The organism is Mesorhizobium sp. YM1C-6-2 (assembly GCF_003666685.1).
GTDB lineage: Bacteria > Pseudomonadota > Alphaproteobacteria > Rhizobiales > Rhizobiaceae > Mesorhizobium_K.
On record NZ_RCIZ01000001.1, the window covers coordinates 206,770 to 229,170 of the forward strand.

Sequence of the window (22,401 nt, forward strand, 5' to 3'; positions counted from 1 at the left end):
TGGGCAAAAGGTGACAGGTGTTAGACGGCAAAACCTAGCGCATTTCAGTGGGCGCATCGGCCCCGATCAACGCTAGGCCAGACGTCAATACGTCGGAGACGGCCTGCACCAGCCCTAGTCTGGCATAGGTCGATTGTGGATCGTTAACCTTAACAAAACGTAAGTCCGGGTTCTCGGTGCCGCGGTTCCAATGGCCGTGGAAGGCGCTGGCGAGATCGTAGAGATAGAACGCCATGCGGTGCGGCTCGTGCGCCAGCGCCGCGGATTCGATCATGCGCGGATATTCGGCAAGCTTGCGGATGAGGCCGAGCTCACCGTCGTCGGCAAGCAGGCCGCTCGACGCGGCAAGCGCCCCGCGGGCGAACTCCTCGCCCGGGAACTGCTCGCGCGCCTGGCGGAACACCGAATGGCAGCGCGCCGAGGCGTATTGCACGTAGAAGACCGGATTGTCCTTAGACTGCTCGGTGACCTTGGCGAAATCGAAGTCGAGCGGCGCGTCGTTCTTGCGGTAGAGCATCATGAAGCGGATCGGGTCGCGACCGACCTCCTCCACCACCTCGCGCAGCGTGATGAAGTCGCCGGAGCGCTTCGACATCCTGACCGGCTCGCCGTCGCGGAAAAGTTTCACGAGCTGGCAGAGCAGGACCTTGAGGTCGACTTTGCCGTCCGACACGGCCCTCGCCAGCGCCTCCAGCCGCTTGACGTAGCCGCCATGGTCGGCGCCGAGCACGAAGATCAGTTCCTCGAAGCCACGGCCGATCTTGTCGTAGATGTAGCCGACATCGGCGGCGAAATAGGTGAAGGAGCCGTCCGACTTGACCAGCGGCCGGTCCATATCGTCGCCGACCTCGGTCGAGCGGAACAGCGTCTGCTCGCGATCCTCCCAGTCGTCCGACTTCTCGCCCTTGGGCGGCGGCAGCTTGCCCTTGTAGATGTGGCCCTTGAGGGTGAGGTCGCTGATCGCAGCACGGATCTTCCTGGCATTGTCGGCATGCAGCGAGCGTTCTGAGAAGAACACCTCGTGATGCACGTTGAGCAGCGCGAGGTCCTCCTTGATCATCACCATCATGGCGTCGATCGTGCGGTCCTTGACGATGGCGAGAGCCTCGTCCTCGGGCTTCTGCAGCAGGCCGCGGCCGAATTCGGCGGCGAGCGCCTGGCCGACCGGGACGAGATAGTCTCCGGGGTAGAGGCCGGCGGGGATTTCGCCGATCTCGTCGCCGAGCGCCTCGCGATAGCGCAGCATGACCGAACGGCCGAGCACGTCGATCTGCGCGCCGGCGTCGTTGATCAGATATTCCTTGGTGACGTCGTAGCCGGCGAAGGCAAGCAGGTTGGCGAGCGCATCGCCCACCACCGCGCCGCGGCAATGGCCGACATGCATGGGACCGGTCGGGTTGGCGGAGACATATTCGACATTCGTCTTCTTGCCGCCGCCGATCCTCGAGCGGCCGTAATCCGTGCCGGCGGCGAGGACGACCGACAGGTGCTTCTGCCAGAAAGCGTCGGCGAGCCTGATGTTGACGAAGCCGGGACCGGCGACATCGACGCTGACGATATCCTTGTCGGAGCGCAGCGCGGCGGCGATGGTCTCGGCGAGCGCGCGCGGATTCTGGCCGGCGGGCTTCGCCAGCACCATGGCGGCGTTGGTGGCGAGGTCGCCGTGGCTGGCATCGCGCGGCGGCTCGACCGCGACGCGCGACAGGTCGAGCGCACGCCCGTCCCTGTCCTTCAGGTCCAGCGCTTGAACGGCGTTGACGATCCGCTCGTTGAAATCGGCGAAGATGTTCATTGTTGGCTTTCGTCAAAGACTGAATTCAACCGAGTGGGCGACATTCCACACAAGTGTTGAATTTATGGGCGCGCCCTAGCTCAAATCCGGCGTATGGTCAAACAGACGCCGGTGTTCCTTCAGCGCATAGGTGTCGGTCATGCCGGCGAGGAAATCGGCGACGTCGCGCGCCTTGACGCGGTCGCTGGCGCGGTCGAGCCCCTCGCGCCAGCCCTCGGGCATCAGGCGCGGATCGGCGAAATAGGCGTCGAAGAGCTCGTTCACCACCCGCTCGGCGTCGGCGCGCACGCGCAGCACCTCGTCGGCCCGGTACATGTTCTTGTAGAGGAAGCTCTTCAGCTCCTTCTCCTCGGCGGCGAGCGTCTCGGAGAAGGTGACCATCGTTTCGCCGGCGGTACGGATGTCGTCCGGCGACCGAGGCTCCAGGCAGGCTAGCCTGGCGCCGGTGGCCGAGATCACGTCCTCGACCATGATGGTGATCTGGCGGCGCATCAGTTCATGGCCGGTGCGCACGGCGTCGAGATGCGGATAGCGCCCGCGCACGGTTTTCAGGATGCCGGCCGGCAACGCCACTGTTTCCAGCATGTCGAGGGTGAGCAGGCCGGCGCGCAGCCCGTCGTCTATGTCATGCGTGTTGTAGGCGATGTCGTCGGCGATCGCCGCGCACTGCGCTTCCAGGCTCGCATATCTGTCGAGTTCGAGGTCGAAGAGCTCGGAAAAGTCGCGGATCGCCTGCGGCACCGGACCCTTCAACCCGTTTCCCGCGGCGTCCGTCAGCGGGCCGTTGTGCTTGACCAGGCCCTCCAGCGTCTCCCAGGTGAGGTTCAGCCCGTCGAACTCGGCGTAGCGGCGCTCCAGCCGGGTGACGACGCGCAGCGACTGGGCGTTGTGGTCGAAGCCGCCCCATTGCGCCATCCTGACGTTCAGCGCGTCCTCGCCGGTATGGCCGAACGGCGTGTGGCCGAAATCGTGGACCAGCGCGATCGCCTCGGCGAGGTCCTCGTCGCAGCGCAATGCACGGGCGAGCGCGCGGGCGATCTGCGCGACCTCGATCGTATGGGTGAGCCGGGTGCGGTAGTGATCGCTCTCATGCGCGACGAAGACCTGCGTCTTGTGCTTCAGCCGGCGGAAGGCGGTGGAATGGATGATGCGGTCGCGGTCGCGCTGGAAGGGCGTGCGGGTCGGGCTTTCCGGCTCGGCCTTGAAGCGGCCCCGGGATTTTGCCGGATCGCAGGCATAGGGCGCGCGCGGACGATAGCCGAAGCCGATATCGCCAAGCTCTCCAGCGCCTTTGCCTGCTTCGTCCATGCCCCGTTCCCAGGGTAGCCGTGACCCGGATGCCCGTTGACTTGCCCCTCGCCCGTTCATACCTATGATGGGAACGCGAAAGCAAGGTGACGCCGCCATGGGCGCTGACGCAAAGACCACGATGAAAGTCGACGTGACGGACGCGGCCGCGGCGCGCGTGGCCAAGATCGTCGCCGGCGAGCCCGGCAAGATCGCGCTGCGGGTTGCGGTCGAGGGCGGCGGCTGTTCGGGTTTCTCCTACAAGTTCGACCTCGTCGATTCTAGGAACGACGACGACGTCGCCATCGAGAAGAACGGCGCCACCGTGCTGATCGACGATCTCTCGCTGGTCTATATGGGCGGCTCGGTGATCGACTTCGTCGACGACCTGATGGGCCAGTCCTTCCAGATCAGGAACCCGAACGCAGTCGCTTCCTGCGGCTGCGGGACCAGCTTCTCCATATAATCATGCCGACGATCGGGGCGGTCAGGCAGGTGGCTTTGTCCGCCGGCCGCGATCTCGACAGGACGCTCGCCTTCTGGCGCGACGTGCTCGGCCTAGCGGTGCACGCCCGCTACGACCCGCCGGGCATCGCCTTCCTGCTGGCCGGCGACGTCAGGCTGTTCTTCAGCGACGGCGTGCCGGCTGGCACGGTTTATCTCGACATGGCCGGACTGGACGACTTCTACGCGACGGCCAAGGCAGCCGGCGTACCGTTCACCGCACCACCGGCGCTCGTTCACCACGACCGCGAGGGGCAGTTCGGCACGGCCGGCGAGGAGGAATGGATGGCTTTCCTGAAGGATCCGGGCGGCAATACGGTCGGACTGGTCGAGCGGAAGCCGGCCGAGGCAGGCTAGCCTTGTCCGTCACACCGGCGGCGTGCCGTTCTCCGCGAGCACCTCGCCGGCCAGATAGAGCGAGCCACCGATCAGGATGCGCGGCGGGGTCTCGTCCTCGCTCCAGGTGTCGCGCAGGAGCATCAGCGCGTTGGCGACCGACGCGACGGGCTCGGCCGACAGGCCGGCAGCCTGGGCGCGGAGCGCAAGCTCGCTGTTCGGGACGCTGGCCTCCGAAAGGCTCACCGGCACCGTATAGACATGGCGGGCCATGCCTTCGAAGGCGCGGAAATAGCCGGTCTGGTCCTTGGTATTGAGCATGCCCGAGATGAGGAAGAGCGGTCGCGGCTGCTTTTCCTCCTGCTCGACCAACGCCTCGGCCACAACCAGCCCAGCGCCCGGATTGTGGCCGCCGTCGACCCAGATCTCGGCGCCTTCCGGCGCGAGTTGGGTCAGCCTGCCTGTCGGCAGCCGCTGCATGCGGCCCGGCCAATAGACCCCTTTCATCGCCCGTTCGACGGCGGAATGGCCGACATCGAAACCGGCGGCCCGGACGGCGGCGATCGCCGCCGCGGCATTGGCGTATTGATGGCGGCCGGGCAGCAGCGGCGACGGCAGGTCCATCAGCCCGTGCTCGTCCTGGTAGACCATGCGGCCGTTCTCCTCATAGGCGAGGAAATCCTGGCCATAGACGGTGACCGGGCATCCCAGGCGTTCGGCAGTCTCCACCAGCACCGCCTGCGCCGCCTCGGTCTCCTGCGCGCCGACGACCACCGGGCAGCCCGGCTTGATGATGCCGGCCTTCTCGGCGGCGATCAGCTCCACGCGGTCGCCGAGATAGGCCTCGTGGTCGAGCGACACCGGCATGATCAGCGAGACGGCGGGATTGGCGATGACATTGGTGGCGTCGAAGCGGCCGCCGAGGCCGACCTCGATGATCGCGGCGTCGGCCGGATGTTCGGAGAAGAGGAGGAAGGTGACGGCGGTCAGGATCTCGAAGACGGTGATCGTCTCGCCGTGATTGGCGTCGGCGACGCGGGCTATGGTGTCGGCGAGCAGCCGGTCATCGACGAACCTGCCGCCGCCCTCGGCGGCCAGGCGGTAGCGTTCATGCCAGTTCACCAGATGCGGCGAGGTGTGGACATGCACGCGGTAGCCCGCCTCTTCCAGCACTGCGCGCGAAAAGGCGGCGGCCGAGCCCTTGCCGTTGGTGCCGGCGATGTGGATCACCGGCGGCAGCTTCTCCTGCGGATTGCCGAGCCGGTCGAGCAGCCGCGCGATGCGGTCCAGCGAAAGGTCGTAGCCTTTCGGGTGCAGCGCCATCAGGCGCTCGATTTCGCGGTCTGCGAGGAGAGTTGTCATCCAAGGTTCCAGGGCTGGGACCGGCCGGATATCCGGGTCCTGGGCCGGGTCAAGGATAGTCCCGGCAGGCCGATGCACACAATCGAGCGATGCGGCGCGCGATGTCGCGCACCGTATCAGACGTGCGGACGGGTTTCGGGCGCCACCGGCACCGGCGGCAATATCTCGGGCTCGGCGGCCTCCTGCGGAAGCGGCGTCTTCAGCAGGATCTTCAGCAGCCGTGCGACGGTCGATTTCATCTCGAGGCGGGAGACGACCATGTCGACCATGCCGTGCTCCATCAGATATTCGGCGCGCTGGAAGCCGTCTGGGAGTTTTTCGCGGATGGTCTGCTCGATGACGCGCGGGCCGGCGAAGCCGATCAGCGCGCCGGGCTCGGCGATGTGCACGTCGCCCAGCATGGCATAGGACGCCGTGACGCCGCCGGTGGTCGGGTTGGTCAGCACGACGATATAGGGTAGGCCGGCCTCCTTCAGCCGGTCGACCCCGACCGTGGTGCGCGGCAGCTGCATCAACGACAGGATGCCTTCCTGCATGCGCGCCCCGCCGGAAGCGGCGAACAGCACCATCGGCCGCTTGCGGGCGAGCGCCGTCTCGAAGGCCTTGACGATCGCCTCGCCGGCCGCCATGCCGAGCGAGCCGCCCATGAAGGCGAAGTCCTGCACGGTGGCGACGATGGGCAGGCCCTCGATCGTGCCGGTAGCGCTGAGGATGGCGTCCTCGAGCTGGGTCTTGGCCTTGGCTTCCTTCAGCCGGTCCGTGTAGCGCTTCTCGTCGCGGAACTTCAGCGGGTCCAGGACGACCTTGGGGTTCTCCAGGGCCTCATACTCGCCATTGTCGAAGAAGAATTTCAGCCGCTCCTTGGCCGAAATCTTCATGTGATGGCCGGAGGAGGGGATCACCCACTGATTGCTCTCCAGGTCCTTGTGGAACACCATCTCGCCGCTGTCCGGATCCTTGATCCAGAGGTTCTCGGGGATGTCGCGGCGCCCGAGCATCGAGTTGATCCGGGGACGGACGAAATTGGTGATCCAGTTCATGGCAGAGGTTCCCGTTTCGGGGGAAGATGGGGAAACTATTCGGCGGGAGCAAGGCGGGCGGAACGTACGCCCTGCGCGAGCCCGCTGACCAGGGTCGCCACCGCTTCGGCGGGATCGGCGGTGACGCCGCCCTTCGGGTCGATGACGTTGGCGACAGCATTGACGATGGCCGTGCCGACGACGACGCCGTCGGCCGATGCGCCGATGGTGCGCGCCTGCTCGGCCGTCTTGACGCCGAAGCCGACGCAGACCGGCAGATCCGTGTGCGCCTTGATGCGCGTCACCGCCTCGGCGACCTTGGCGGTGTCGGCCAGCGCCGAGCCGGTGATGCCGGTCATGGAGACATAATAGACGAAGCCCGACGTGTTCTGCAGCACCTTGGGCAGGCGCCGGTCGTCGGTGGTGGGGGTGGCGAGGCGGATGAAGTTGACGCCGGCCTTGAGCGCCGGGATGCACAATTCCTCGTCCATCTCCGGCGGCAGGTCGACGACGATCAGCCCGTCTATGCCGGCGGCCTTCGCATCGGCGAGGAAGCGCTCGACGCCGTAGATGTAGATCGGGTTGTAGTAGCCCATTAGAACGATGGGCGTCTCGTCGTCGCCGGCGCGGAAGTCACGCGCCATGTCGAGCGTCCTGTGCAGCGTCTGGCCGGCCTTCAGAGCGCGCAGCCCCGCCGCCTGGATCGCCGGGCCGTCGGCCATCGGATCCGAAAAGGGCATGCCGAGCTCGATGATGTCGCTGCCGGCCCCGGGCAGCGACTTCATGATCGCGAGTGAGGTCGCGTAGTCGGGATCGCCACCCATGAAATAGGTGACGAGCGCCGGCCGGCCCTCGGTCTTCAGCTTCGCCATGCGACGATCGATGCGGGTGGTCATATCAGATCTCCATGCCCATCATCTTGGCGACCGTATGCACGTCCTTGTCGCCACGGCCGGACAGGTTGACGATGACGATCTGGTCCTTGGGAAGCGTCGGCGCGAGCTTCACCGCATGCGCGACCGCGTGGGCGGACTCCAGCGCCGGGATGATGCCCTCGACCTTGGTGGTGAGCTGGAAGGCTTCCAGCGCCTCGTCGTCTAGGATGGGGACATATTCGACGCGGCCGGAATCCCTCAGCCAGCTATGCTCGGGTCCGACGCCCGGATAGTCGAGGCCGGCCGAGATGGAATGGCCGTCGAGGATCTGGCCGTCGTCGTTCTGCAGGAGATAGGTACGGTTGCCGTGCAGGACGCCGGGCTTGCCGGCGTTCATCGAGGCGCAGTGCTCGATGCCCTGAAGCCCACGTCCACCGGCTTCGATGCCGATGATCCTGACGGAGCGGTCGTCGAGGAAGGGGTGGAACATGCCGATGGCGTTGGAGCCGCCGCCGACCGCGGCGATGATGACGTCGGGCAGCCGGCCTTCCTGCTCGAGGATCTGGGCGCGCGCCTCCGAGCCGATCACCGACTGGAAGTCGCGCACCAGCTCCGGATAGGGGTGCGGGCCGGCCGCCGTGCCGATCAGGTAATAGGTGTCCTCGACATTGGTGACCCAATCCCTCAAGGCTTCGTTCATGGCGTCCTTCAGCGTGCCGTGGCCGGCGCTGACCGGGCGGACCTCGGCGCCCAAGAGCTTCATGCGGAAGACGTTGGGCTTCTGCCGCTCGACGTCGGTGGCGCCCATATAGACGATGCAGGGATAGCCGAAGCGGGCGGCGACGGTGGCCGAGGCGACGCCGTGCTGGCCGGCGCCGGTCTCGGCGATGATGCGCTTCTTGCCCATGCGCTTGGCGAGCAGGATCTGGCCGAGGCAGTTGTTGATCTTGTGCGACCCGGTGTGGTTCAGATCCTCGCGCTTGAAATAGATTTTTGCGCCGCCGAGGTGTTTCGTCAGGCCTTCTGCGAAATAGAGTTTTGACGGCCGGCCGGCATAATGCGTCGAGAGCCCCGTCAGCTCCGCCCTGAAGGCCGGATCGTGCTTGGCCGCGTTCCACTCGCGCTCGAGGTCGAGGATGAGCGGCATCAGCGTCTCGGCGACGAAACGGCCGCCGAACATGCCGAACATGCCCTGCTCGTCGGGTCCGGTGCGGAAGGAATTAGGCAAGGAGTTGGGCTCGATCGGCTTGTTCATTGTGGTTCCCGGTGAGCGGCTTGCGATTGGTATGCTTGGTTTCGGCCGCTGTCGGTTTCGCTTAGCCCTTTAAGCGGCAGGAAGGCAACAGGCTCGGAGTGCTCCTCAGGCGGCGCTTTTCTTGCCCGCAGCGCGGACGGCCTCGAAAAAGCCCTCGATCAGCGCGACGTCCTTGACGCCGGGCGCGCTTTCGACCCCCGACGAGACGTCGATGCCGGACGGGCGCACCAGCCGCAGCGCCTCGCCGATATTTGCGGCATTCAGTCCGCCCGAGAGCATGTAGTCGATGCCGGGATTCAGCGCGGCGAGCACGGTCCAGTCGAACGGAACGCCGTTGCCGCCCGGAAGCTCGGCGCCCCGGGGCGGCTTGGCATCGAAGAGAAAGCGGTCGGCGACGCCGCGATAGGGCTCTATCGCATCGAGGTCGGCTGCCTCGCGGACGGAAAAGGCCTTCATCGCGGGCAGGCCGTAGCGCGCCTTCACCGAAGCGACGCGCTCCGGCGTCTCCCGGCCGTGAAGCTGCAGCATGTCGGGGCGCATCCCGGCGACGATGGCGTCGAGCGTCGCATCGTCGGCATCGACGGTCACCGCGACGGCCTTCGCCCGGCCGACCGCGGCCCTGCGCAGCAGGCCGGCGTCGGCAGGCAGGATGTTGCGCGGGCTTTTCTGGAAAAAGATGAAGCCGACATGCGACGCGCCGCCGGACAGCGCCGCTGCCAGCGCGTCCTCGGTCTTCAGGCCGCATATCTTTATATCGAGCGTCATGGCGCGGGAGTTGCCACGAAACGGAGGAAAAGTCGAGAAAAGGAAGGGCAGACCTGCCTTCCGAAGTCTAGGCTGACTTTCTCCGATCTGGTCGGACCACATTGACGATTCCGGCTTTCGTTTTCCCTGGGCTCGCCTTAGGATGCCCGACATTATTTCGTTAGTCGAAATAAATGGCTTCCAGGGAGGAACAGCGATGCCAGGCAAGAAGATCCTGATGCTGGTCGGAGAATTCAGCGAGGAATACGAGATCTTCGTCTTCGAGCAGGCCATGCATGCGGTCGGACACACGGTCCATGTGGTCTGTCCAGGCAAGAAGGCGGGCGAGGCGATCAAGACCTCGCTGCACGATTTCGAGGGCCACCAGACCTACACGGAAAAGCTCGGCCACGACTATTACGTCAACAAGACCTTCGCCGACGTGAACCCGGCCGACTACGACGCCGTCTATTGCGCGGGCGGCCGTGGGCCGGAATACATCCGCATCGACAAGGGCGTGCAGGCGATCGTCCGCCACTTCCACGAGACCGGCAAGCCGATCTTCACGATCTGCCATGGCGTGCAGATCCTGATCGCCGTCGACGGCGTGGTGCGCGGACGCGAGGTCGCCGCGCTGCAATATTGCGAACCTGAGGTGACGCTGGCCGGCGGCATCTACATCGACGTGCCGCCGACGGGCGCGCATGTCGACGGCAACCTCGTTTCGGCCAAGGGCTGGCCCGGCCTTTCCAACTTCATGCGCGAATGCCTGAAGGTCTTGGGCACGGAGATCCGCTACGGCGAAATCCTGATGCGCGACGAGCGCAAGGCGGCCTGAGCGAAGGGACGCCGCTTCAAGGCAAAAGGCCGTCGGCTTGCAAGCCGACGGCCTTCCGGTGCGGCCAAGATGGCCGCTTAGCCTCCGCCGCCTGTTCCGAAGCTCGGCTGGTCGGATTCCGCCCGGTCGAGTTCCGAAAGAAGATTGTTGAACCGTTCCGGAATACCGTGCTCGACCTGAAAAGCAGGCAAAGTATGCAGGAAGCGCACCGTCCCGGTCGAACCGAATTGCCGGCGGATTTCCTCCTGCAATATCTTCGAGCTGTCCTGTCTGTTGCGGGTCATGGTTCTTCCAAACTTTTGCTGGTTGGAAAACTTCCTCGCTTTTGAATGGTTCCAGCCGAGCCCGCCCGACGCAAGCAACACCGGCGGATAGGGTAAAGTTTGACTTAATTGCTAATGGCTCCCGACGGCTCGTCGAGGCAGCTGGACGGCGGTGGGGGCCTTGCGTGCGCCGCTGCACTTGATTTTTCGACCCCGAACATCGATATGCGGCGCAACTTCCAATACTGACGGACCACGTTATGAGCGACCACGCAAAAGAAGAACGCGCGCCCGACGAGAACCAGGCCGCCGAGGCCCCGAGCGAAAAGACCGAAGGCGCGATCGACGGCGATTACGAAGCCGTCGTCCGACTGCTCAAGGAAAACGAGGAATTGAAGGACCGCGCGCTGCGCGTTGCGGCGGACATGGAGAATCTGCGCCGCCGTACGGCGCGCGACGTGCACGATGCGCGCTCCTATGCCATCGCCAACTTCGCTCGCGACATGCTGTCGGTCTCGGACAATCTGGGCCGCGCGCTCGATGCCATTCCGGCCGAGGTGAAGGCTTCCGGCGATGCCGGCTTCAAGGCGCTGATCGAGGGTGTCGAACTCACCGAGCGCGCCATGCTCGCCGCGCTCGAGCGCCACGGCGTCAAGAAACTGCAGCCCGAGGGCGAGAAGTTCGACCCGAATTTCCATCAGGCGATGTTCGAGGTGCCCAATCCCGACGTGCCGGCCAATACGGTCGTGCAGGTCGTGCAGTCGGGCTATTCGATCGGCGACCGGGTGCTGCGTCCCGCCATGGTGGGTGTCGCCAAGGGCGGTCCGAAGCCTGCAAACGATGCGAAGCCGGAACCCGGCCCGGTCGACGGCCAGGCCGAGACGGACGCCTGACCTCTGGCGCGGAAACGGCGCGCAAATAGGGAGTAGCGATTAAGGAATTGAGGGCTAATCTGCCCCCAGGCAGGAGGCCCCATGTTTCCCTTCCAGTCGCTGCTTTCTTTTCCCTTGGGCTCCCTGCAGTTGCTCGATTATGCGGGGGTGGCCGTCTTCGCCGCCACCGGCGCGCTGGCCGCATCGCGAAAGCAGCTCGACATCGTCGGTTTCCTCTTCCTGGCGAGCGTGACCGGCATCGGCGGCGGCACGTTCCGCGATCTGATCCTCGACGTTCCGGTCTTCTGGGTGCTGGACCACGCCTATGTGCTGGTCTGCGCGGCGATCGGCATGCTTGTCTTCTTCGCCGCCCACAGGCTCGAATCCCGCTACAAGCTTCTCCTGTGGCTCGATGCGATCGGCATGTCGGCATATTCGGCGCTCGGCGCCGCCAAGGGCATGGCCGCCACCGGATCGCCGGTGGTCGCCATCGTCATGGGTACGTTGACGGCGACCTTCGGCGGCATCCTTCGCGATCTTTTGGCGGGTGAACCGTCGGTGCTGCTGAAACCCGAAATCTATGTGACCGCCGCCATGGCGGGCGCCGCCGTCTTCACGGCCGCGGATCTCGGCGGCCTGCCGGACCCGGCCTCGGCGCTGCTCGCCTTCGCCACTGCCTTCGCCATACGCGGCGGAGCGCTGAAATTCGGCTGGTGTTTCCCGACCTACAGGAGCCGTCCCGGCAGGCATCCGGACGACATTCCCTGACTATTCCCCGTTTTCCGCCAGCAATTGCTTGGCGAGACGCTTTGGCGCCTGCGCCAGCCATGCCTTGCGCAGCCGATGGCGCAGCTCGTCCGGCGCGATCTCCTTGAGACGGACGAGCACCGCCGGCCAGCCCTTGTAGTGGTCGGTCTCGAAATAGATGCCGGGCGCTGCCGCCATCAGCATCTCTTTCTCCTCCAGCGGGCAGATGACCACGAGGATGTCGGCGTCCCTGATGCGGCAGAGGAATTTCTTGCCGACCTTGAAGGCGGGTTCGCCATAGGAAGTGGCTTCGACGATGTCGGGCAGGCCGTCGAGCGCGGCGAGCAGCTTGCGGCGCGCCGCCGGGTCTTCCTGCATGGCCCGGTCTCGGGGCATGGCCCGTCAGGCCGCGAAGCGCTCCGCCTCTCCGCTGTAATAGCTGACATAGCGGGCGGCGATCTGTTGGACCGGCATGACGATGAAGACGTCGACGGTGCCGAACTGATGGTCGATCACGCAGCCGTCGCCGACCTTCGCGCCGACGCGAAGATAGCCCTTGATCAGCGGCGGCATGGCGGCCAGCGCCGACCTCATGCCGATCGCCTCGACGGGCATCAGGTCCATCGGGCAGTAGCGGCCGGACACGGCGCGGACGTCCCACTCCAGGCTGGCGCGGCAATTGTGCGCCAGATAGGACAGCGCCTCGGCATGCGCCGCCGGCACCGTGCCGTGGAAGGATGCGCAGCCCGTCATCACGCCGATGCGGTAGTGGTTGATGTAGGCCCAGATGCCCTGCCAGAGGATTTCGATCGTCCGCTTGGACCGGTATTGCGGCAGCACGCAGGAGCGTCCGAGCTCGAGGAAACGCTGGCCCGGATGGCGTGCGACCAGCCTCTTCAGTTCGAACTCGCCTTCCGAATAGAAGCCGCCGGCCTCGGTGGCGATCTCCTGTCGCAGCAGCCGGTAGGTGCCGACGATGCGCCGGTGGTCCGGGCCGGGAAGCGAGGTGTCGAACACCAGGAGGTGATCGCAGACCTCGTCGAAGCGATCGACGTCGCGCCCTGTAGCGGCCTCGATGCCGGCCTGCGTGGCGCCGAGTTCTTCATAGAAGACGCGGTAACGGACTTCCTGCGCGGCGGCGACCTCGGCGGCATCGCGGGCAAGGCGTACTTCCAGCGCGCCTATGCGCCCGAGCGTGTCCGCGGAAAGGGCATCGTCTGCGAAGCGTTCGGCGAGCATCGCCGTCACGGCGGCTGGATGGACCTCACGGTTCGGCAAAGCCTGCACGAGTGATTCTCCTTCGAGCCATCCTCTCCTGGCGCGGGATACGCACGCTTTGCAACAACACTGTGACAGTACCGTGATCAAGCCGTTGGGGCAATAGTTCGCCGGCCCCGGAAAAAGCCAAGCCGGCTCAGGACGGCGGTAAAAATCAGGCCGCGGCGCGCTCTTCCACGGTGCGCACGAGCGCCGCCGGATCGATGGGCTTGGTGACGAAGCCGCTCGCCCCATGCGCGAGAACCGCGTGCCTCGTCTTCTCCTGGCTGTCGGCCGACAGCACCATGATCGGCACCGGCGGCACGCCGACCTCCTCCTCGTAGCGGCGGATGGCGGCGATGGCGTCGAGCCCGTCCATGACTGGCATGTGGAGATCCATGAGGACGACGTCATAGCGGCGCTTGCGTCCGCCGCCGGTGACCGCCTCGACGGCCGCCTTGCCGTTGCCGACGATGTCCACGCGGTGTCCCGCCTTGAGAAGGGTGGCGCGCGCCAGCATTGCGTTGATGTCGTTGTCCTCGGCGACCAGCACGGCGAGCCCGGGCAGCCTGTTGTTGGCGCGAGGCGCCGTGGCTGTGGTGTGCGGCGCCGCCGCATGGACCGGCGGCTGCGGCGTCGAGATGCTGGCGAGCAGCACGCGCAGCAGCGTCTCGCCCCGCACCGGCCTGGCGAGGAACGTCGAATAGCCGCTGGCGCGGAATTCGCCGAGCAGGCCCCGGTCCGTCGGCGCAATCATGGTGATGGCGTCGGCCGTCGGGAAGCCGCCCTGGCGCAGGCGCTTGAGCACCCTGCCGTCTGCCCTTTCGATCGCCGCGTCGACGAGCAGCGCGTTGCAGCCCTCGGCCAGCGCGGACGCCTGGGCGACGGTCGCCGCGACCTCGACCGTCCCGCCATGTGCACGGACGGTCATCGCGATCGCCTCGGCCTCGACGGCATTCGTCGACAGCACGACGGCCTTGCGTCCCTTGAGCACTGCGCCGCGCATCTGGTTCCCGTCCTGCGGCGCGGCTGCGGGAATCTCGAAGGCGAACTCGGAACCTTTCCCGGGCTGGCTGGCGACCGAGATCGTGCCGTCCATGGAATCGACGAGACGTTTCGAGATGGCGAGGCCGAGACCGGCGCCGCCATGCGTCCGGGTTGAGCTCCCGTCGGCCTGCTCGAACTCCTCGAAGATGCGGTCGGTGTCTTCGGGCTGCAGTCCCGGCCCCGTATCCGAGACGGCGAAGCGGATCAGGTCGCCCTTCTCGGTCTTCGTCCGGGTGACGGTCAGCAGAACGCCGCCGGCGTCGGTGAACTTGACTGCGTTGCCGAGCAGGTTGAGCAGCACCTGGCGCACGCGGCCGGGGTCTGCCGTGATCATCTGCGGCACGTCGGGCGCGACATGGCAGCCAAGCCCGATATCCTTGGCGAAGGCCTTCGCCGCGAGCAGCTCGACCACATTGTCGGCGATCTCGCGCGGCGACATCGGCTGCGGCTCGGCGTCGAAGCGGCCGGCCTCGATCTTGGAATAGTCGAGCAGGTCCTCGATCAGCGCGAGTAGCGCGGCCGCCGAGGTCGAGACCGCGCCGACATAGGTGCGCTGCTCCGGCGACAGCTCGGTGTCGGCGAGCAGGGTCGCCATGCCCATGATGCCGTTCATCGGAGTGCGGATTTCATGGCTCACCGTGGCGAGGAACCGCGACTTCGCCTGGCTGGCGTATTCGGCGCGCTCCCGCGCATTGATCAGCGCCGTCTCCGCCCGCTTGCGCGAGGTGATGTCGCGGGCGATGGCGCGGTGCGAGACATGGTCGGTGGCCTTGTCGCGCACCGACAGCTCGATCCACGAGAACCAGCGGATGCCGCCCGCCGAGCGGATCGCGACGTCGGTCGAGCTGAGGCACTCGCCGGCGGCAAAAGCCGCATCCGGCACGATGCCGACGTCTACGCCGATCTGGGCGAGGGTCTGGCCGACGAGGTCGCGCTGGTCGACGCCGATCAGTTCGGCAAAAACCTTGTTGGCGTAGACGATGCAGCCCTCGCGGTCGCGATGGACGACGAGATCGCCGAGCGCGTCGATCAGGCCGCGAAAGCGCTCCTCGCTTTCCTGCAGCTCCCACATGCGGTCGGCGAGCGTCTCGATCTCCGCCCGGTTGCGCGCCGTGCTCGCCGACATGATGGACCTGGCGCGGTTTTCGCCGCGGATCGCCCGCGCCAGGACGACGAGGCAGATGACGCCGATCGTCGCCAGTGCGATGACGAGGAAGTTCGGCGCGCCGGTCAGCCGCGCCACGCCGGCGAGCACGATGATGGCGACGGCGGTCGCATAGGACAGCGGGCGCGAGGTGCGCTTCGGCATGTCCGGCGCCAGCGGCGGCGCTGCCACGAGGCGGCGCGTCTCCGCCTCGGCGCTGGCGGCGGCCGTTTCCGCCGACAGTTTGTAGTCCTGCCCCAAACCTGTGGTCATGCCGCATTCTTGGCAGAGACAGATTAGGGAAGTTTTTGGCCGATCGTTCGAATTTTAGCGGTCGCCGGAATCGCCGCAAACCGGGCTTTCCGGGCGCGATTCTTACATTTCGACGACGATCCGGCCCCTGATCTTGCCTTCGACGATGTCCTTCGCCGCCTCGATGATGTCGTCGAAGCCGATCGCCCGGGTCAGCGCCTCGAGCTTGCCGCGGTCGAGATCGGTGGCGACGCGCCGCCAGGCCTCGAGCCGGAGCTCCTTCGGCGCCATCACCGAATCGATGCCGACGAGCGACACGCCGCGCAGGATGAAGGGCGCCACTGTCGTCGGCAGGTCCATGCCGCCGGCGAGGCCGCAGGCGGCGACCGCTCCGCCATAGGAGGTCATCGACAGCACATTGGCGAGCGTATGACTGCCGACCGTGTCGACGCCGCCCGCCCAGCGCTCCTTGCCGAGCGGCTTGCCCGGCGCGGCAAGCTCCTCGCGCGCGACGATTTCGGTAACGCCGAGGTCCTTGAGGTAGTCCGCCTCGGCCGGTCGGCCGGTCGAGGCGATGACCGTGTAGCCGAGCCTGGAAAGGATCGCGATCGCGACCGAGCCGACGCCGCCGGCCGCACCGGTCACGATTACCGGGCCGCGCGCCGGCGAGATGCCGTGCCGCTCGAGGGCCATGACGCAGAGCATCGCCGTATAGCCGGCCGTGCCGACGGCCATCGCATCCCTGGCGCTCAGCCCGGCAGGCAGCGGCACCAGCCAGTCGCCCTTGACCCGGGCCTTCCCGGCATAGGCGCCGTAATGCACCTCGCCGACGCCCCAGCCGTTGAGGATGACCTTGTCGCCGGCCTTCCAGTCGGGATGGCTGGAGACGGTGACCGTGCCGGCGAAATCGACGCCCGGCACCATCGGGAAGCGGCGGACGACCGGCGCCTTGCCGGTGATCGCCAGCCCGTCCTTGTAGTTCACCGTCGTCGCCTCGACCCGGACGGTGACGTCGCCCTCCATCAGCTCCGTCTCGGCGAGTTCGGCTATGGCGACCGACTGCCTCTTCTCTTCATCGCGGGTGATCAGGATCGCCTTGAATTTTTCCGACATGTTTTCTCCCGCAGGTTTGACGGTCGCGGCGGCTTCAGTCGGCCGGCCCGGCGTTCCCTTGCTGGCGGCGCCAGCCCAGGAACTCGTCCAGCAGAACGGTCACGGCGCCGACCGTGATGAAGACGTCGGCGAGGTTGAAGACGGCGAAGGACCAGACCGGCGTGTGGAACAGGATGTAGTCGATGACATGCCCGTAGACCGCGCGGTCGATGAGATTGCCGATGGCGCCGCCGATGATGAGGGCGAAGCCGAGTCGGGCGATCCACTGGTCGTCGGTGGAGCGGCTGGCAAGGTAGAGCACGAAGGCGACGACGGCGAGCGAGACGACGATCAGCCCGGTGTCGCCGAAGGAGGACAGCATCGAGAAGGCTATGCCGGTGTTGTAGGTGCGGTAGAGAGCCAGGAACGGCACGACCTCGACCATCTGATGCATGACGAGGCGCGTCTCGACCAGATATTTGATCCATTGGTCGAGCGCGACCGCCACGGCCGCCAGTCCGGCATAGGCTGCAAGCCGTTTCACGAAAGCACGTCTCCGTCGAGCTTCAGCGCCGAGCGCCGGATTTCAAAAAGCATGACACCGGTGGCGACCGCCAGGTTGAGCGAATCGGCGCGGCCGGCCTGAGGAATCCTGAGCAGCCGGTCGCAGCTCTGGGCGAGATCGTCGGTCAGGCCCTGCTGCTCGTTGCCCATGACGAGCAGCACCGGGCGGCCGCCGAAGTCGACCGAACGGTAGTCGACCGCGCCCTTGAGATGGGTGCCGGCGACCAGACCGGAAAAACCCTTCCGCCATGCCAGGAACGCGTCCTGCGAAGCCTTCGCCACCGGCACGGCGAAGATCGAGCCCATGGTGGCGCGCACGGTCTCCAGCGAGAAGGGATCGGTGGCATCGCCGATCAGGATGACGCCCTTGGCGCCGACGGCGTCGACCGTGCGGATGACCGTGCCGAGATTGCCGGGGTCGCGGACCCGGTCCAGCGCCACCCAGACGTCGCCCGCAGCCGGGCGGATATCTTTCAGCGGCAGCAACCGCTGCGAGAAGACGCCGACGACCGCCTGCGGATTGTCGCGCCGGGTGATGGCGGTGAGCACCTTCTCCGACACTTCGAGCACGGTGCCGCCGGCAGCGACGGTGCGGGCGGCCGCCTTCTCCGCCGCCTGGTTGCCGCGCGCCGACTTGGCGAAGACCAGCGTCCTGATCGACCAGCCGAGGTCGAGCGCGTCGATGATGAGCTTCAGCCCCTCGGCCATGAAGGCGTGCTGCTCGTCGCGGAATTTCTTCAGCGCCAGCGCCTTGATTTCCTTGACCAGGGGATTGGCGAGGCTGGTGACCTCCTTGACTTGGCCCGGGGCGCCGCCGGCGCGATGCGTATTCATGCCGCGACCCACCGCGAGAACAGCGAGGTCGACAGAGCGCGGCCCGCCGACTTCTCCCGGATGATCAGTTCGCCGGATTCCACCGTCCCGCCCATTCCGGCGAAGGTATCGCGCATCAGCGCATGGATGGCGAAGAAGGAGGCGCGGATGGAATACGCCGTCAGCACCACGGCGAGCGGCTTCGGCGTCAGGATCTGCCGGCAGAGGTCGGTGAGCATCGGCAGGTCCTCGAAGAGCTGCCAGACCTCGCCCTTCGGTCCGCGGCCATAGGCGGGCGGGTCGAACAGCACGATGTCGTAGAGGTTGCCGCGGCGCGCCTCGCGCTCGGCGAATTTCATGGCGTCCTCGCAGATCCAGCGGATCGGCTTCTGCGTCAGGCCGGCGACTTCCTGGTTCTCCCGCGCCCAGCCGATCGCCTTCTTCGAGGCGTCGACATGGGTGACTTCGGCGCCCGTCCGCGCTGCCACGAGCGACGCAAGCCCGGTGTAGCCGAAGAGGTTCAGCACCTTCACCGGCCGCCTGGCTTTCTCGATCAGCCCGGCCATGTGGTCCCAGTGCGACGCCTGTTCCGGAAACACGCCGACATGGCGGAAGGAGGTGAAGCGGCCGAGATAGTGCACGCCGTCATGCTTCATCGGCCAGGTCTCGCCGAGCGGCGTCTTCGGAAAACGCCAGCGACCCATGCCTTCCTCGTCCGTGTCGCCGGTGAAGATGGCGTCGGCGCGGTTCCATTCGCCTTCCGGCAGCGCGCGCCGCCAGATCGCCTGTCCTTCGGGCCGGACGATGCGGTAGGGGCCGTATTGCTCCAGCTTCTCGCCGTCGCCGCTGTCGAGCAGCGCATAGTCCGCGTTCGGCGAGACTTCGAGGATGAGCGGCAGCTTTTCGGCCGGCAGCGCTCCGGTACGGCGCGGCGGAAGCTGGCGTGGCGCGGGCTCGGGCGTTTTCCGGCGCGCATCCTCGCCGGCTTGCCGCTGTTGCGGCCGCCGCTGGTGTTCGCCGCGATTGTGCCGCGCTGGCTTCAAGGGAGGTCCTCGGGCTTCGACGTGCCGCTTTTGGCACAGGCGAGGGTGCGGCGCAACGAAGAGGCGATCAGGCGGGCCGGTGCATCGTCACGAGGGCACAGGCGAGCAGGACGAAGCCGACGAGCTTCAGCCCCGCCACCGCCATGTGGCCGACCTCCCATTGCCAGCGGATGGCGTCGAAACCGTCCGGAACCGGTCCTGGCGTCCAGGTCGCGAGAACGGCGTTGGCCGGCGAGACGATCAGGAACCAGGCGGCCAGCGCCAGGACGAAGAACGCGGTGGCGCCCAGGGCGAAGCCGAAGGCGGGAGCGTCGCCGCGCAGCATCAACGTCAGCACGGAAGGCACCAGGATGGCGGCGATATCAAGCGGCGCGCCGACGATCAGGAAGAATTTGAATTGCTGGTTGAAGACCGTCGCCTCGCGCCAGAGTTGCGGCGACCAGACCTGCAGGCGCGGCCCCGATTCCAGAAGATGGGCGAAGGACGGTCCGAGGCTCAGCGCCGCGACGGTCGCCGCGAGCACGGACGAGGACAGCATGAAGGCGCCGCTTTGCATGATCGGGCCCAACGCGGCATCCGGCATCGGGTTCCTCCGGGCTGGGTTCAGCGTCCGGAGGCGCCGAACACCGCGACGGCAGCGGCGAGATCCTCGAGCGCGGCGCCAACCGACTTGAACAGGGTGATCTCGTCGGCGCTTTCGCGGCCCTTCTTCTCGCCGCGCGCCAGTTCGTGCAGGTCGGCAACGATCGCTTCCGGCGTGAGCACGCCCGAGGCGAGGGCCTGCACGATGTCGCCGGCCTCCTTGGTCGCGCCGGCACGCGTGTCGACATAGACACGGGCGCGGCGGATCGCCTCGTCGTCGCTCTCGCGCATGGTCGGCGTGAAGGCGCCGACGAGGTCGACATGCGTGCCTGGCTTCAGCAGCGCGCCCTTGACGAGGGGGATTGTCGTGATGGTCGCGGCCGAGACGATGTCGGCCCAGCCGAGCGCCGCGTCGAGATCCTCGGCCACCGTCGCGGAAAGGCCGAGGCCCGCAAGTTTCGCGACGGCCTTCTCGGCGTTGGCGGCCGTCCGGTTCCAGATGCGGATCTCACGGATCGGCCGGACCGCCGAATGCGCGCGCGCCAGGAACGGCGACAATGCGCCGGCGCCGACGATCAGAAGCTTGGACGCATCCTTGCGCGCAAGATAGTCGGCGGCAAGCGCGGAAGCCGAGGCCGTCCGCCACAGGGTCAGCCGCTGTCCGTCGATCAAAGCCTTGGTTTCGCCGGTCCTGCCGTCGAGCAGCAGGTAGACGCCCATCACCGCCGGCTTGCCGACCGCATTGTTGTCGGGCGAGACGGTGACGACCTTGACCCCGATATAGCCACCGTCCGACGTGCCCGCCGCGTCGAGATCGGTCCAGGCCGGCATCAGGAGCAGCGTCGAGGCGGCGCCGTCCGGCCGCGCTATCGTGTGATGGTGGCGGACCGGCTGGATCGCGCCCGCCTTGAACGCTGCCCGCAGCGTCTCGACCAGGCTCGGAAAGGTCAGTGCGCGGTCGACGTCGTCGGCCGACAGAATCAGCATCGTCGGGCTCCCAGGCTCGGCGGAAGGGTCACGGCCGCGGCAGTTGCGGTGCGGATTGGGCCGGCGTGCGGGCGGCTGCCTGCCGCAGCGTCTCGGCCTCCTGGCCGCGCTGGCGCGCCAGCTTGCGGTAGCGGCCCTGCCTCACCCATGTCGCCAGGCTGCCGACGATCATGCCGACGGCGATTGCCGCGAAGAGGAGTACGAAGAGCGGCATCTGCCAGGTGAGGCCCGGATTGCCCGGGTTGAAGGGATCGAGCGTGAAGGGGGTTGCACCGCGATTGGCAACGGCGAGCGCCACCAGAACGATGGCGAGCGGCACGAAGACCGCGATGAGAAGCAAGCGATTGACCATCGGCGGTACCTTGCGCGGCGGCTTACTTGCCGCCGTTCAGCCTTTCACGCAACTCCTTGCCGGTCTTGAAGAACGGCACCCATTTCTCCTCGACTTCCACCGATTCGCCCGTCCTGGGGTTGCGGCCCGTTCTTGCCGGGCGATTCTTCACGGAGAACGCGCCGAACCCCCGAAGTTCGACCCGGTTCCCTTCGGCGAGCGCGTCGGTGATCTCCTCGAAAATGGCGCTGACGATGTTCTCGACGTCCCTGAGAAACAGATGCGGATTGCGTGACGCGATAAGCTGCACGAGTTCGGATTTGATCATGAGCGCGGTCCCCGCCAATATCGTTCTATCGGAATATGCGGATGATTTTATTGTCTTTTTCAGTCGCCCAAAATGGCCTTTTCAGGTTGCCAGACTGACAGGAGACCGTCAAGAAACAAGCGCTCGCCGCCGATTTCCTTAAGGAGAGCCATTCCCTGGTCGGGCAGTCCGACGAGCCTGGCCAGTGTCCCGGCCAGCGCTTCGGAGGACAGGAACCAGCCGCCGTTCTTGGACTTCCATTCGACGACTTCGAGGCTGCCGTCTACCCCCTTCGTGGCGAGCCAGCCGATCGCTTCGTCCTCGCCGCCGAGTTCGTCGACCAGTTTCTTCTGCAGCGCCTGGCGGCCGGTGAAGACGGATCCGTCGGCGACCGCGACGACCTCGCTCCTGGTCAGCGGCCGGCGCTCGTCGACGAGGCCGATGAACCAGTCGTAGCTGTCGAGGATCATCGAGCGGATCATCGCGCGTTCCTCGTCCGTGGTCGGATTGAACGGCGAGGGCTCCGCTTTCAGCGGCGATGATTTGACTTCCTCGAGCTTGATGCCGAGCTTGTCCATCAGCCCGGTGACATCGGGAAACTGCACCAGCACGCCGATCGAGCCGACGATGGAGGACTGGCGCGCGACGATGTGGTCGCTGGCGCTGGCGATCATGTAGCCCGCCGAAGCGGCAAGCGTGCCGACTTGGGCGACGACGGGTTTTTCGGCTGCGAGCTTCCTCACCCCGTTGAAGATCGCCTCGCCGCCCGCCGTGGTGCCGCCGGGCGAATCGATGGCGAGGATGACGCCCTTCACCGCGCTTGACTTGCGGATCTTCTCCAGCCGCTCGAGCAGTTCCTCGTCTTCGGTGATCGTTCCCTCGATGCGGACCTTGGCGATGTGGTTGGCGGCCGTCCCGCCGAAATCCCCCCGCAGCATCCAGCTGGCGGCGGAGACCAGCGCGACGGCTGCAATCACAAGTGCGGCGACCCGCCAGAAGGTGAGCTTTCGCCGCAGGCGGCGTCGGTCGATCAGGTCGTCGGCGCGCATGGCCATGGGATAATTCTCCTGTGCCGGCGGGGAAAAAGT

25 protein-coding genes are annotated in these 22,401 nt (G+C 66.5%); 5 read left to right on the forward strand and 20 right to left on the reverse strand.

Annotated features, from left to right (window positions below; all coding sequences use genetic code 11):
• Positions 1 to 34: 34 nt before the first annotated feature.
• The gene (argS, locus tag D8676_RS01015) at positions 35 to 1,792 is read right to left on the reverse strand and encodes an arginine--tRNA ligase (RefSeq protein WP_121578978.1); all 1,758 of its coding nucleotides are present in this window, start codon (positions 1,790 to 1,792) and stop codon (positions 35 to 37) included.
• 75 nt (positions 1,793 to 1,867) lie between these two features.
• Positions 1,868 to 3,100, reverse strand: a complete 1,233-nt coding sequence (locus D8676_RS01020; protein ID WP_121578979.1) for a deoxyguanosinetriphosphate triphosphohydrolase — start codon at positions 3,098 to 3,100, stop codon at positions 1,868 to 1,870.
• 97 nt (positions 3,101 to 3,197) lie between these two features.
• On the opposite strand from D8676_RS01020, the gene erpA reads away from it, so the two are divergent.
• Both erpA and D8676_RS01030 read left to right on the forward strand, forming a co-directional pair.
• Complete coding sequence (gene erpA / locus D8676_RS01025; protein ID WP_121578980.1) at positions 3,198 to 3,545, forward strand: iron-sulfur cluster insertion protein ErpA; 348 nt, start codon at positions 3,198 to 3,200, stop codon at positions 3,543 to 3,545.
• Positions 3,546 to 3,547: 2 nt separating this feature from the next.
• A complete protein-coding gene (locus D8676_RS01030; RefSeq protein ID WP_121578981.1) occupies positions 3,548 to 3,940 on the forward strand; it encodes a VOC family protein in 393 nt (130 codons plus the stop codon).
• Between the two features lie 9 nt (positions 3,941 to 3,949).
• Here the strand turns inward: D8676_RS01030 and D8676_RS01035 are convergent, their stop codons facing one another.
• The 5 genes from D8676_RS01035 to D8676_RS01055 all read right to left on the reverse strand — a co-directional run bounded on the left by D8676_RS01035 (position 3,950) and on the right by D8676_RS01055 (position 9,195).
• Positions 3,950 to 5,281 carry a folylpolyglutamate synthase/dihydrofolate synthase family protein gene (locus D8676_RS01035; RefSeq protein ID WP_121578982.1) on the reverse strand — a complete coding sequence of 444 codons (1,332 nt, stop codon included), beginning with the start codon at positions 5,279 to 5,281 and terminating at the stop codon, positions 3,950 to 3,952.
• 116 nt (positions 5,282 to 5,397) lie between these two features.
• Entirely contained in the window at positions 5,398 to 6,321 is a 924-nt protein-coding gene (gene accD / locus D8676_RS01040; protein WP_121578983.1) for an acetyl-CoA carboxylase, carboxyltransferase subunit beta, read from the reverse strand.
• A gap of 35 nt (positions 6,322 to 6,356) precedes the next feature.
• Positions 6,357 to 7,196, reverse strand: a complete 840-nt coding sequence (gene trpA / locus D8676_RS01045; protein ID WP_121578984.1) for a tryptophan synthase subunit alpha — start codon at positions 7,194 to 7,196, stop codon at positions 6,357 to 6,359.
• A gap of 1 nt (position 7,197) precedes the next feature.
• Positions 7,198 to 8,430, reverse strand: coding sequence for a tryptophan synthase subunit beta (gene trpB, locus D8676_RS01050; RefSeq protein ID WP_121578985.1), 1,233 nt, complete (start codon positions 8,428 to 8,430; stop codon positions 7,198 to 7,200).
• A 105-nt stretch (positions 8,431 to 8,535) separates the two neighbouring features.
• Complete coding sequence (locus tag D8676_RS01055; protein ID WP_121578986.1) at positions 8,536 to 9,195, reverse strand: phosphoribosylanthranilate isomerase; 660 nt, start codon at positions 9,193 to 9,195, stop codon at positions 8,536 to 8,538.
• 196 nt (positions 9,196 to 9,391) lie between these two features.
• On the opposite strand from D8676_RS01055, the gene D8676_RS01060 reads away from it, so the two are divergent.
• Positions 9,392 to 10,012 (forward strand): DJ-1/PfpI family protein, encoded by a 621-nt coding sequence (locus D8676_RS01060; protein ID WP_121578987.1) that lies wholly within the window; start codon positions 9,392 to 9,394, stop codon positions 10,010 to 10,012.
• Between the two features lie 77 nt (positions 10,013 to 10,089).
• Here D8676_RS01060 and D8676_RS01065 read toward each other — a convergent pair whose 3' ends face one another.
• A complete protein-coding gene (locus tag D8676_RS01065) occupies positions 10,090 to 10,296 on the reverse strand; it encodes a hypothetical protein (protein ID WP_121578988.1) in 207 nt (68 codons plus the stop codon).
• 239 nt (positions 10,297 to 10,535) lie between these two features.
• Here D8676_RS01065 and grpE point away from each other — a divergent pair, with 239 nt between their 5' ends.
• Complete coding sequence (grpE, locus tag D8676_RS01070) at positions 10,536 to 11,168, forward strand: nucleotide exchange factor GrpE (protein ID WP_121578989.1); 633 nt, start codon at positions 10,536 to 10,538, stop codon at positions 11,166 to 11,168.
• A 114-nt stretch (positions 11,169 to 11,282) separates the two neighbouring features.
• Complete coding sequence (locus D8676_RS01075; protein ID WP_121579693.1) at positions 11,283 to 11,915, forward strand: trimeric intracellular cation channel family protein; 633 nt, start codon at positions 11,283 to 11,285, stop codon at positions 11,913 to 11,915.
• Here D8676_RS01075 and D8676_RS01080 read toward each other — a convergent pair whose 3' ends face one another.
• The 12 genes from D8676_RS01080 to sppA all read right to left on the reverse strand — a co-directional run bounded on the left by D8676_RS01080 (position 11,916) and on the right by sppA (position 22,368).
• On the reverse strand, positions 11,916 to 12,272 hold the full coding sequence (locus D8676_RS01080; RefSeq protein ID WP_121578990.1) for an MmcQ/YjbR family DNA-binding protein: 357 nt from the start codon (positions 12,270 to 12,272) through the stop codon (positions 11,916 to 11,918).
• A gap of 24 nt (positions 12,273 to 12,296) precedes the next feature.
• Positions 12,297 to 13,133, reverse strand: coding sequence for a GNAT family N-acetyltransferase (locus D8676_RS01085; protein WP_121579694.1), 837 nt, complete (start codon positions 13,131 to 13,133; stop codon positions 12,297 to 12,299).
• A 193-nt stretch (positions 13,134 to 13,326) separates the two neighbouring features.
• Positions 13,327 to 15,615, reverse strand: a complete 2,289-nt coding sequence (locus tag D8676_RS01090; RefSeq protein ID WP_121578991.1) for an ATP-binding protein — start codon at positions 15,613 to 15,615, stop codon at positions 13,327 to 13,329.
• A 102-nt stretch (positions 15,616 to 15,717) separates the two neighbouring features.
• Positions 15,718 to 16,707 (reverse strand): MDR family oxidoreductase, encoded by a 990-nt coding sequence (locus D8676_RS01095; protein WP_121578992.1) that lies wholly within the window; start codon positions 16,705 to 16,707, stop codon positions 15,718 to 15,720.
• 34 nt (positions 16,708 to 16,741) lie between these two features.
• Complete coding sequence (gene lspA, locus D8676_RS01100; protein WP_121578993.1) at positions 16,742 to 17,230, reverse strand: signal peptidase II; 489 nt, start codon at positions 17,228 to 17,230, stop codon at positions 16,742 to 16,744.
• On the reverse strand, positions 17,227 to 18,084 hold the full coding sequence (locus tag D8676_RS01105) for an RNA methyltransferase (RefSeq protein ID WP_121579695.1): 858 nt from the start codon (positions 18,082 to 18,084) through the stop codon (positions 17,227 to 17,229). Before D8676_RS01105 ends, lspA begins: the two co-directional genes overlap by 4 nt.
• Entirely contained in the window at positions 18,081 to 19,106 is a 1,026-nt protein-coding gene (locus D8676_RS01110; protein WP_183096916.1) for a class I SAM-dependent rRNA methyltransferase, read from the reverse strand. The genes D8676_RS01105 and D8676_RS01110 overlap by 4 nt, the downstream gene beginning before the upstream one ends.
• Positions 19,107 to 19,173: 67 nt before the next feature.
• Positions 19,174 to 19,689 carry a DUF1772 domain-containing protein gene (locus tag D8676_RS01115; protein ID WP_348628988.1) on the reverse strand — a complete coding sequence of 172 codons (516 nt, stop codon included), beginning with the start codon at positions 19,687 to 19,689 and terminating at the stop codon, positions 19,174 to 19,176.
• A 20-nt stretch (positions 19,690 to 19,709) separates the two neighbouring features.
• Positions 19,710 to 20,675: an ornithine cyclodeaminase family protein gene (locus D8676_RS01120; RefSeq protein WP_121578995.1), complete on the reverse strand. Its 966-nt coding sequence runs from the start codon at positions 20,673 to 20,675 to the stop codon at positions 19,710 to 19,712.
• Between the two features lie 28 nt (positions 20,676 to 20,703).
• Positions 20,704 to 21,027: a LapA family protein gene (locus D8676_RS01125; RefSeq protein WP_121578996.1), complete on the reverse strand. Its 324-nt coding sequence runs from the start codon at positions 21,025 to 21,027 to the stop codon at positions 20,704 to 20,706.
• Between the two features lie 22 nt (positions 21,028 to 21,049).
• Positions 21,050 to 21,334 (reverse strand): integration host factor subunit beta, encoded by a 285-nt coding sequence (locus tag D8676_RS01130; RefSeq protein WP_121578997.1) that lies wholly within the window; start codon positions 21,332 to 21,334, stop codon positions 21,050 to 21,052.
• Between the two features lie 59 nt (positions 21,335 to 21,393).
• Complete coding sequence (sppA, locus tag D8676_RS01135) at positions 21,394 to 22,368, reverse strand: signal peptide peptidase SppA (protein ID WP_121578998.1); 975 nt, start codon at positions 22,366 to 22,368, stop codon at positions 21,394 to 21,396.
• Between the last annotated feature and the right edge of the window lie 33 nt (positions 22,369 to 22,401).

Excerpts from the sequence above, each read along its gene's own strand:
- D8676_RS01020 (WP_121578979.1), bottom strand. The coding sequence starts at position 3,100 with ATGGACGAAGCAGGCAAAGGCGCTGGAGAGCTTGGCGATATCGGCTTC.
- argS (WP_121578978.1), bottom strand. The coding sequence starts at position 1,792 with ATGAACATCTTCGCCGATTTCAACGAGCGGATCGTCAACGCCGTTCAA.
- D8676_RS01085 (WP_121579694.1), bottom strand. The coding sequence starts at position 13,133 with ATGCTCGCCGAACGCTTCGCAGACGATGCCCTTTCCGCGGACACGCTC.
- D8676_RS01130 (WP_121578997.1), bottom strand. The coding sequence starts at position 21,334 with ATGATCAAATCCGAACTCGTGCAGCTTATCGCGTCACGCAATCCGCAT.
- trpA (WP_121578984.1), bottom strand. The coding sequence starts at position 7,196 with ATGACCACCCGCATCGATCGTCGCATGGCGAAGCTGAAGACCGAGGGC.
- D8676_RS01105 (WP_121579695.1), bottom strand. The coding sequence starts at position 18,084 with ATGAATACGCATCGCGCCGGCGGCGCCCCGGGCCAAGTCAAGGAGGTC.
- D8676_RS01120 (WP_121578995.1), bottom strand. The coding sequence starts at position 20,675 with ATGCTGATTCTGTCGGCCGACGACGTCGACCGCGCACTGACCTTTCCG.
- sppA (WP_121578998.1), bottom strand. The coding sequence starts at position 22,368 with ATGGCCATGCGCGCCGACGACCTGATCGACCGACGCCGCCTGCGGCGA.
- trpB (WP_121578985.1), bottom strand. The coding sequence starts at position 8,430 with ATGAACAAGCCGATCGAGCCCAACTCCTTGCCTAATTCCTTCCGCACC.
- D8676_RS01095 (WP_121578992.1), bottom strand. The coding sequence starts at position 16,707 with ATGTCGGAAAAATTCAAGGCGATCCTGATCACCCGCGATGAAGAGAAG.
- grpE (WP_121578989.1), top strand. The coding sequence starts at position 10,536 with ATGAGCGACCACGCAAAAGAAGAACGCGCGCCCGACGAGAACCAGGCC.
- accD (WP_121578983.1), bottom strand. The coding sequence starts at position 6,321 with ATGAACTGGATCACCAATTTCGTCCGTCCCCGGATCAACTCGATGCTC.
- D8676_RS01065 (WP_121578988.1), bottom strand. The coding sequence starts at position 10,296 with ATGACCCGCAACAGACAGGACAGCTCGAAGATATTGCAGGAGGAAATC.
- D8676_RS01080 (WP_121578990.1), bottom strand. The coding sequence starts at position 12,272 with ATGCAGGAAGACCCGGCGGCGCGCCGCAAGCTGCTCGCCGCGCTCGAC.
- erpA (WP_121578980.1), top strand. The coding sequence starts at position 3,198 with ATGGGCGCTGACGCAAAGACCACGATGAAAGTCGACGTGACGGACGCG.
- D8676_RS01125 (WP_121578996.1), bottom strand. The coding sequence starts at position 21,027 with ATGGTCAATCGCTTGCTTCTCATCGCGGTCTTCGTGCCGCTCGCCATC.
- D8676_RS01030 (WP_121578981.1), top strand. The coding sequence starts at position 3,548 with ATGCCGACGATCGGGGCGGTCAGGCAGGTGGCTTTGTCCGCCGGCCGC.
- D8676_RS01090 (WP_121578991.1), bottom strand. The coding sequence starts at position 15,615 with ATGACCACAGGTTTGGGGCAGGACTACAAACTGTCGGCGGAAACGGCC.
- D8676_RS01035 (WP_121578982.1), bottom strand. The coding sequence starts at position 5,281 with ATGACAACTCTCCTCGCAGACCGCGAAATCGAGCGCCTGATGGCGCTG.
- D8676_RS01055 (WP_121578986.1), bottom strand. The coding sequence starts at position 9,195 with ATGACGCTCGATATAAAGATATGCGGCCTGAAGACCGAGGACGCGCTG.
- D8676_RS01115 (WP_348628988.1), bottom strand. The coding sequence starts at position 19,689 with ATGCCGGATGCCGCGTTGGGCCCGATCATGCAAAGCGGCGCCTTCATG.
- D8676_RS01060 (WP_121578987.1), top strand. The coding sequence starts at position 9,392 with ATGCCAGGCAAGAAGATCCTGATGCTGGTCGGAGAATTCAGCGAGGAA.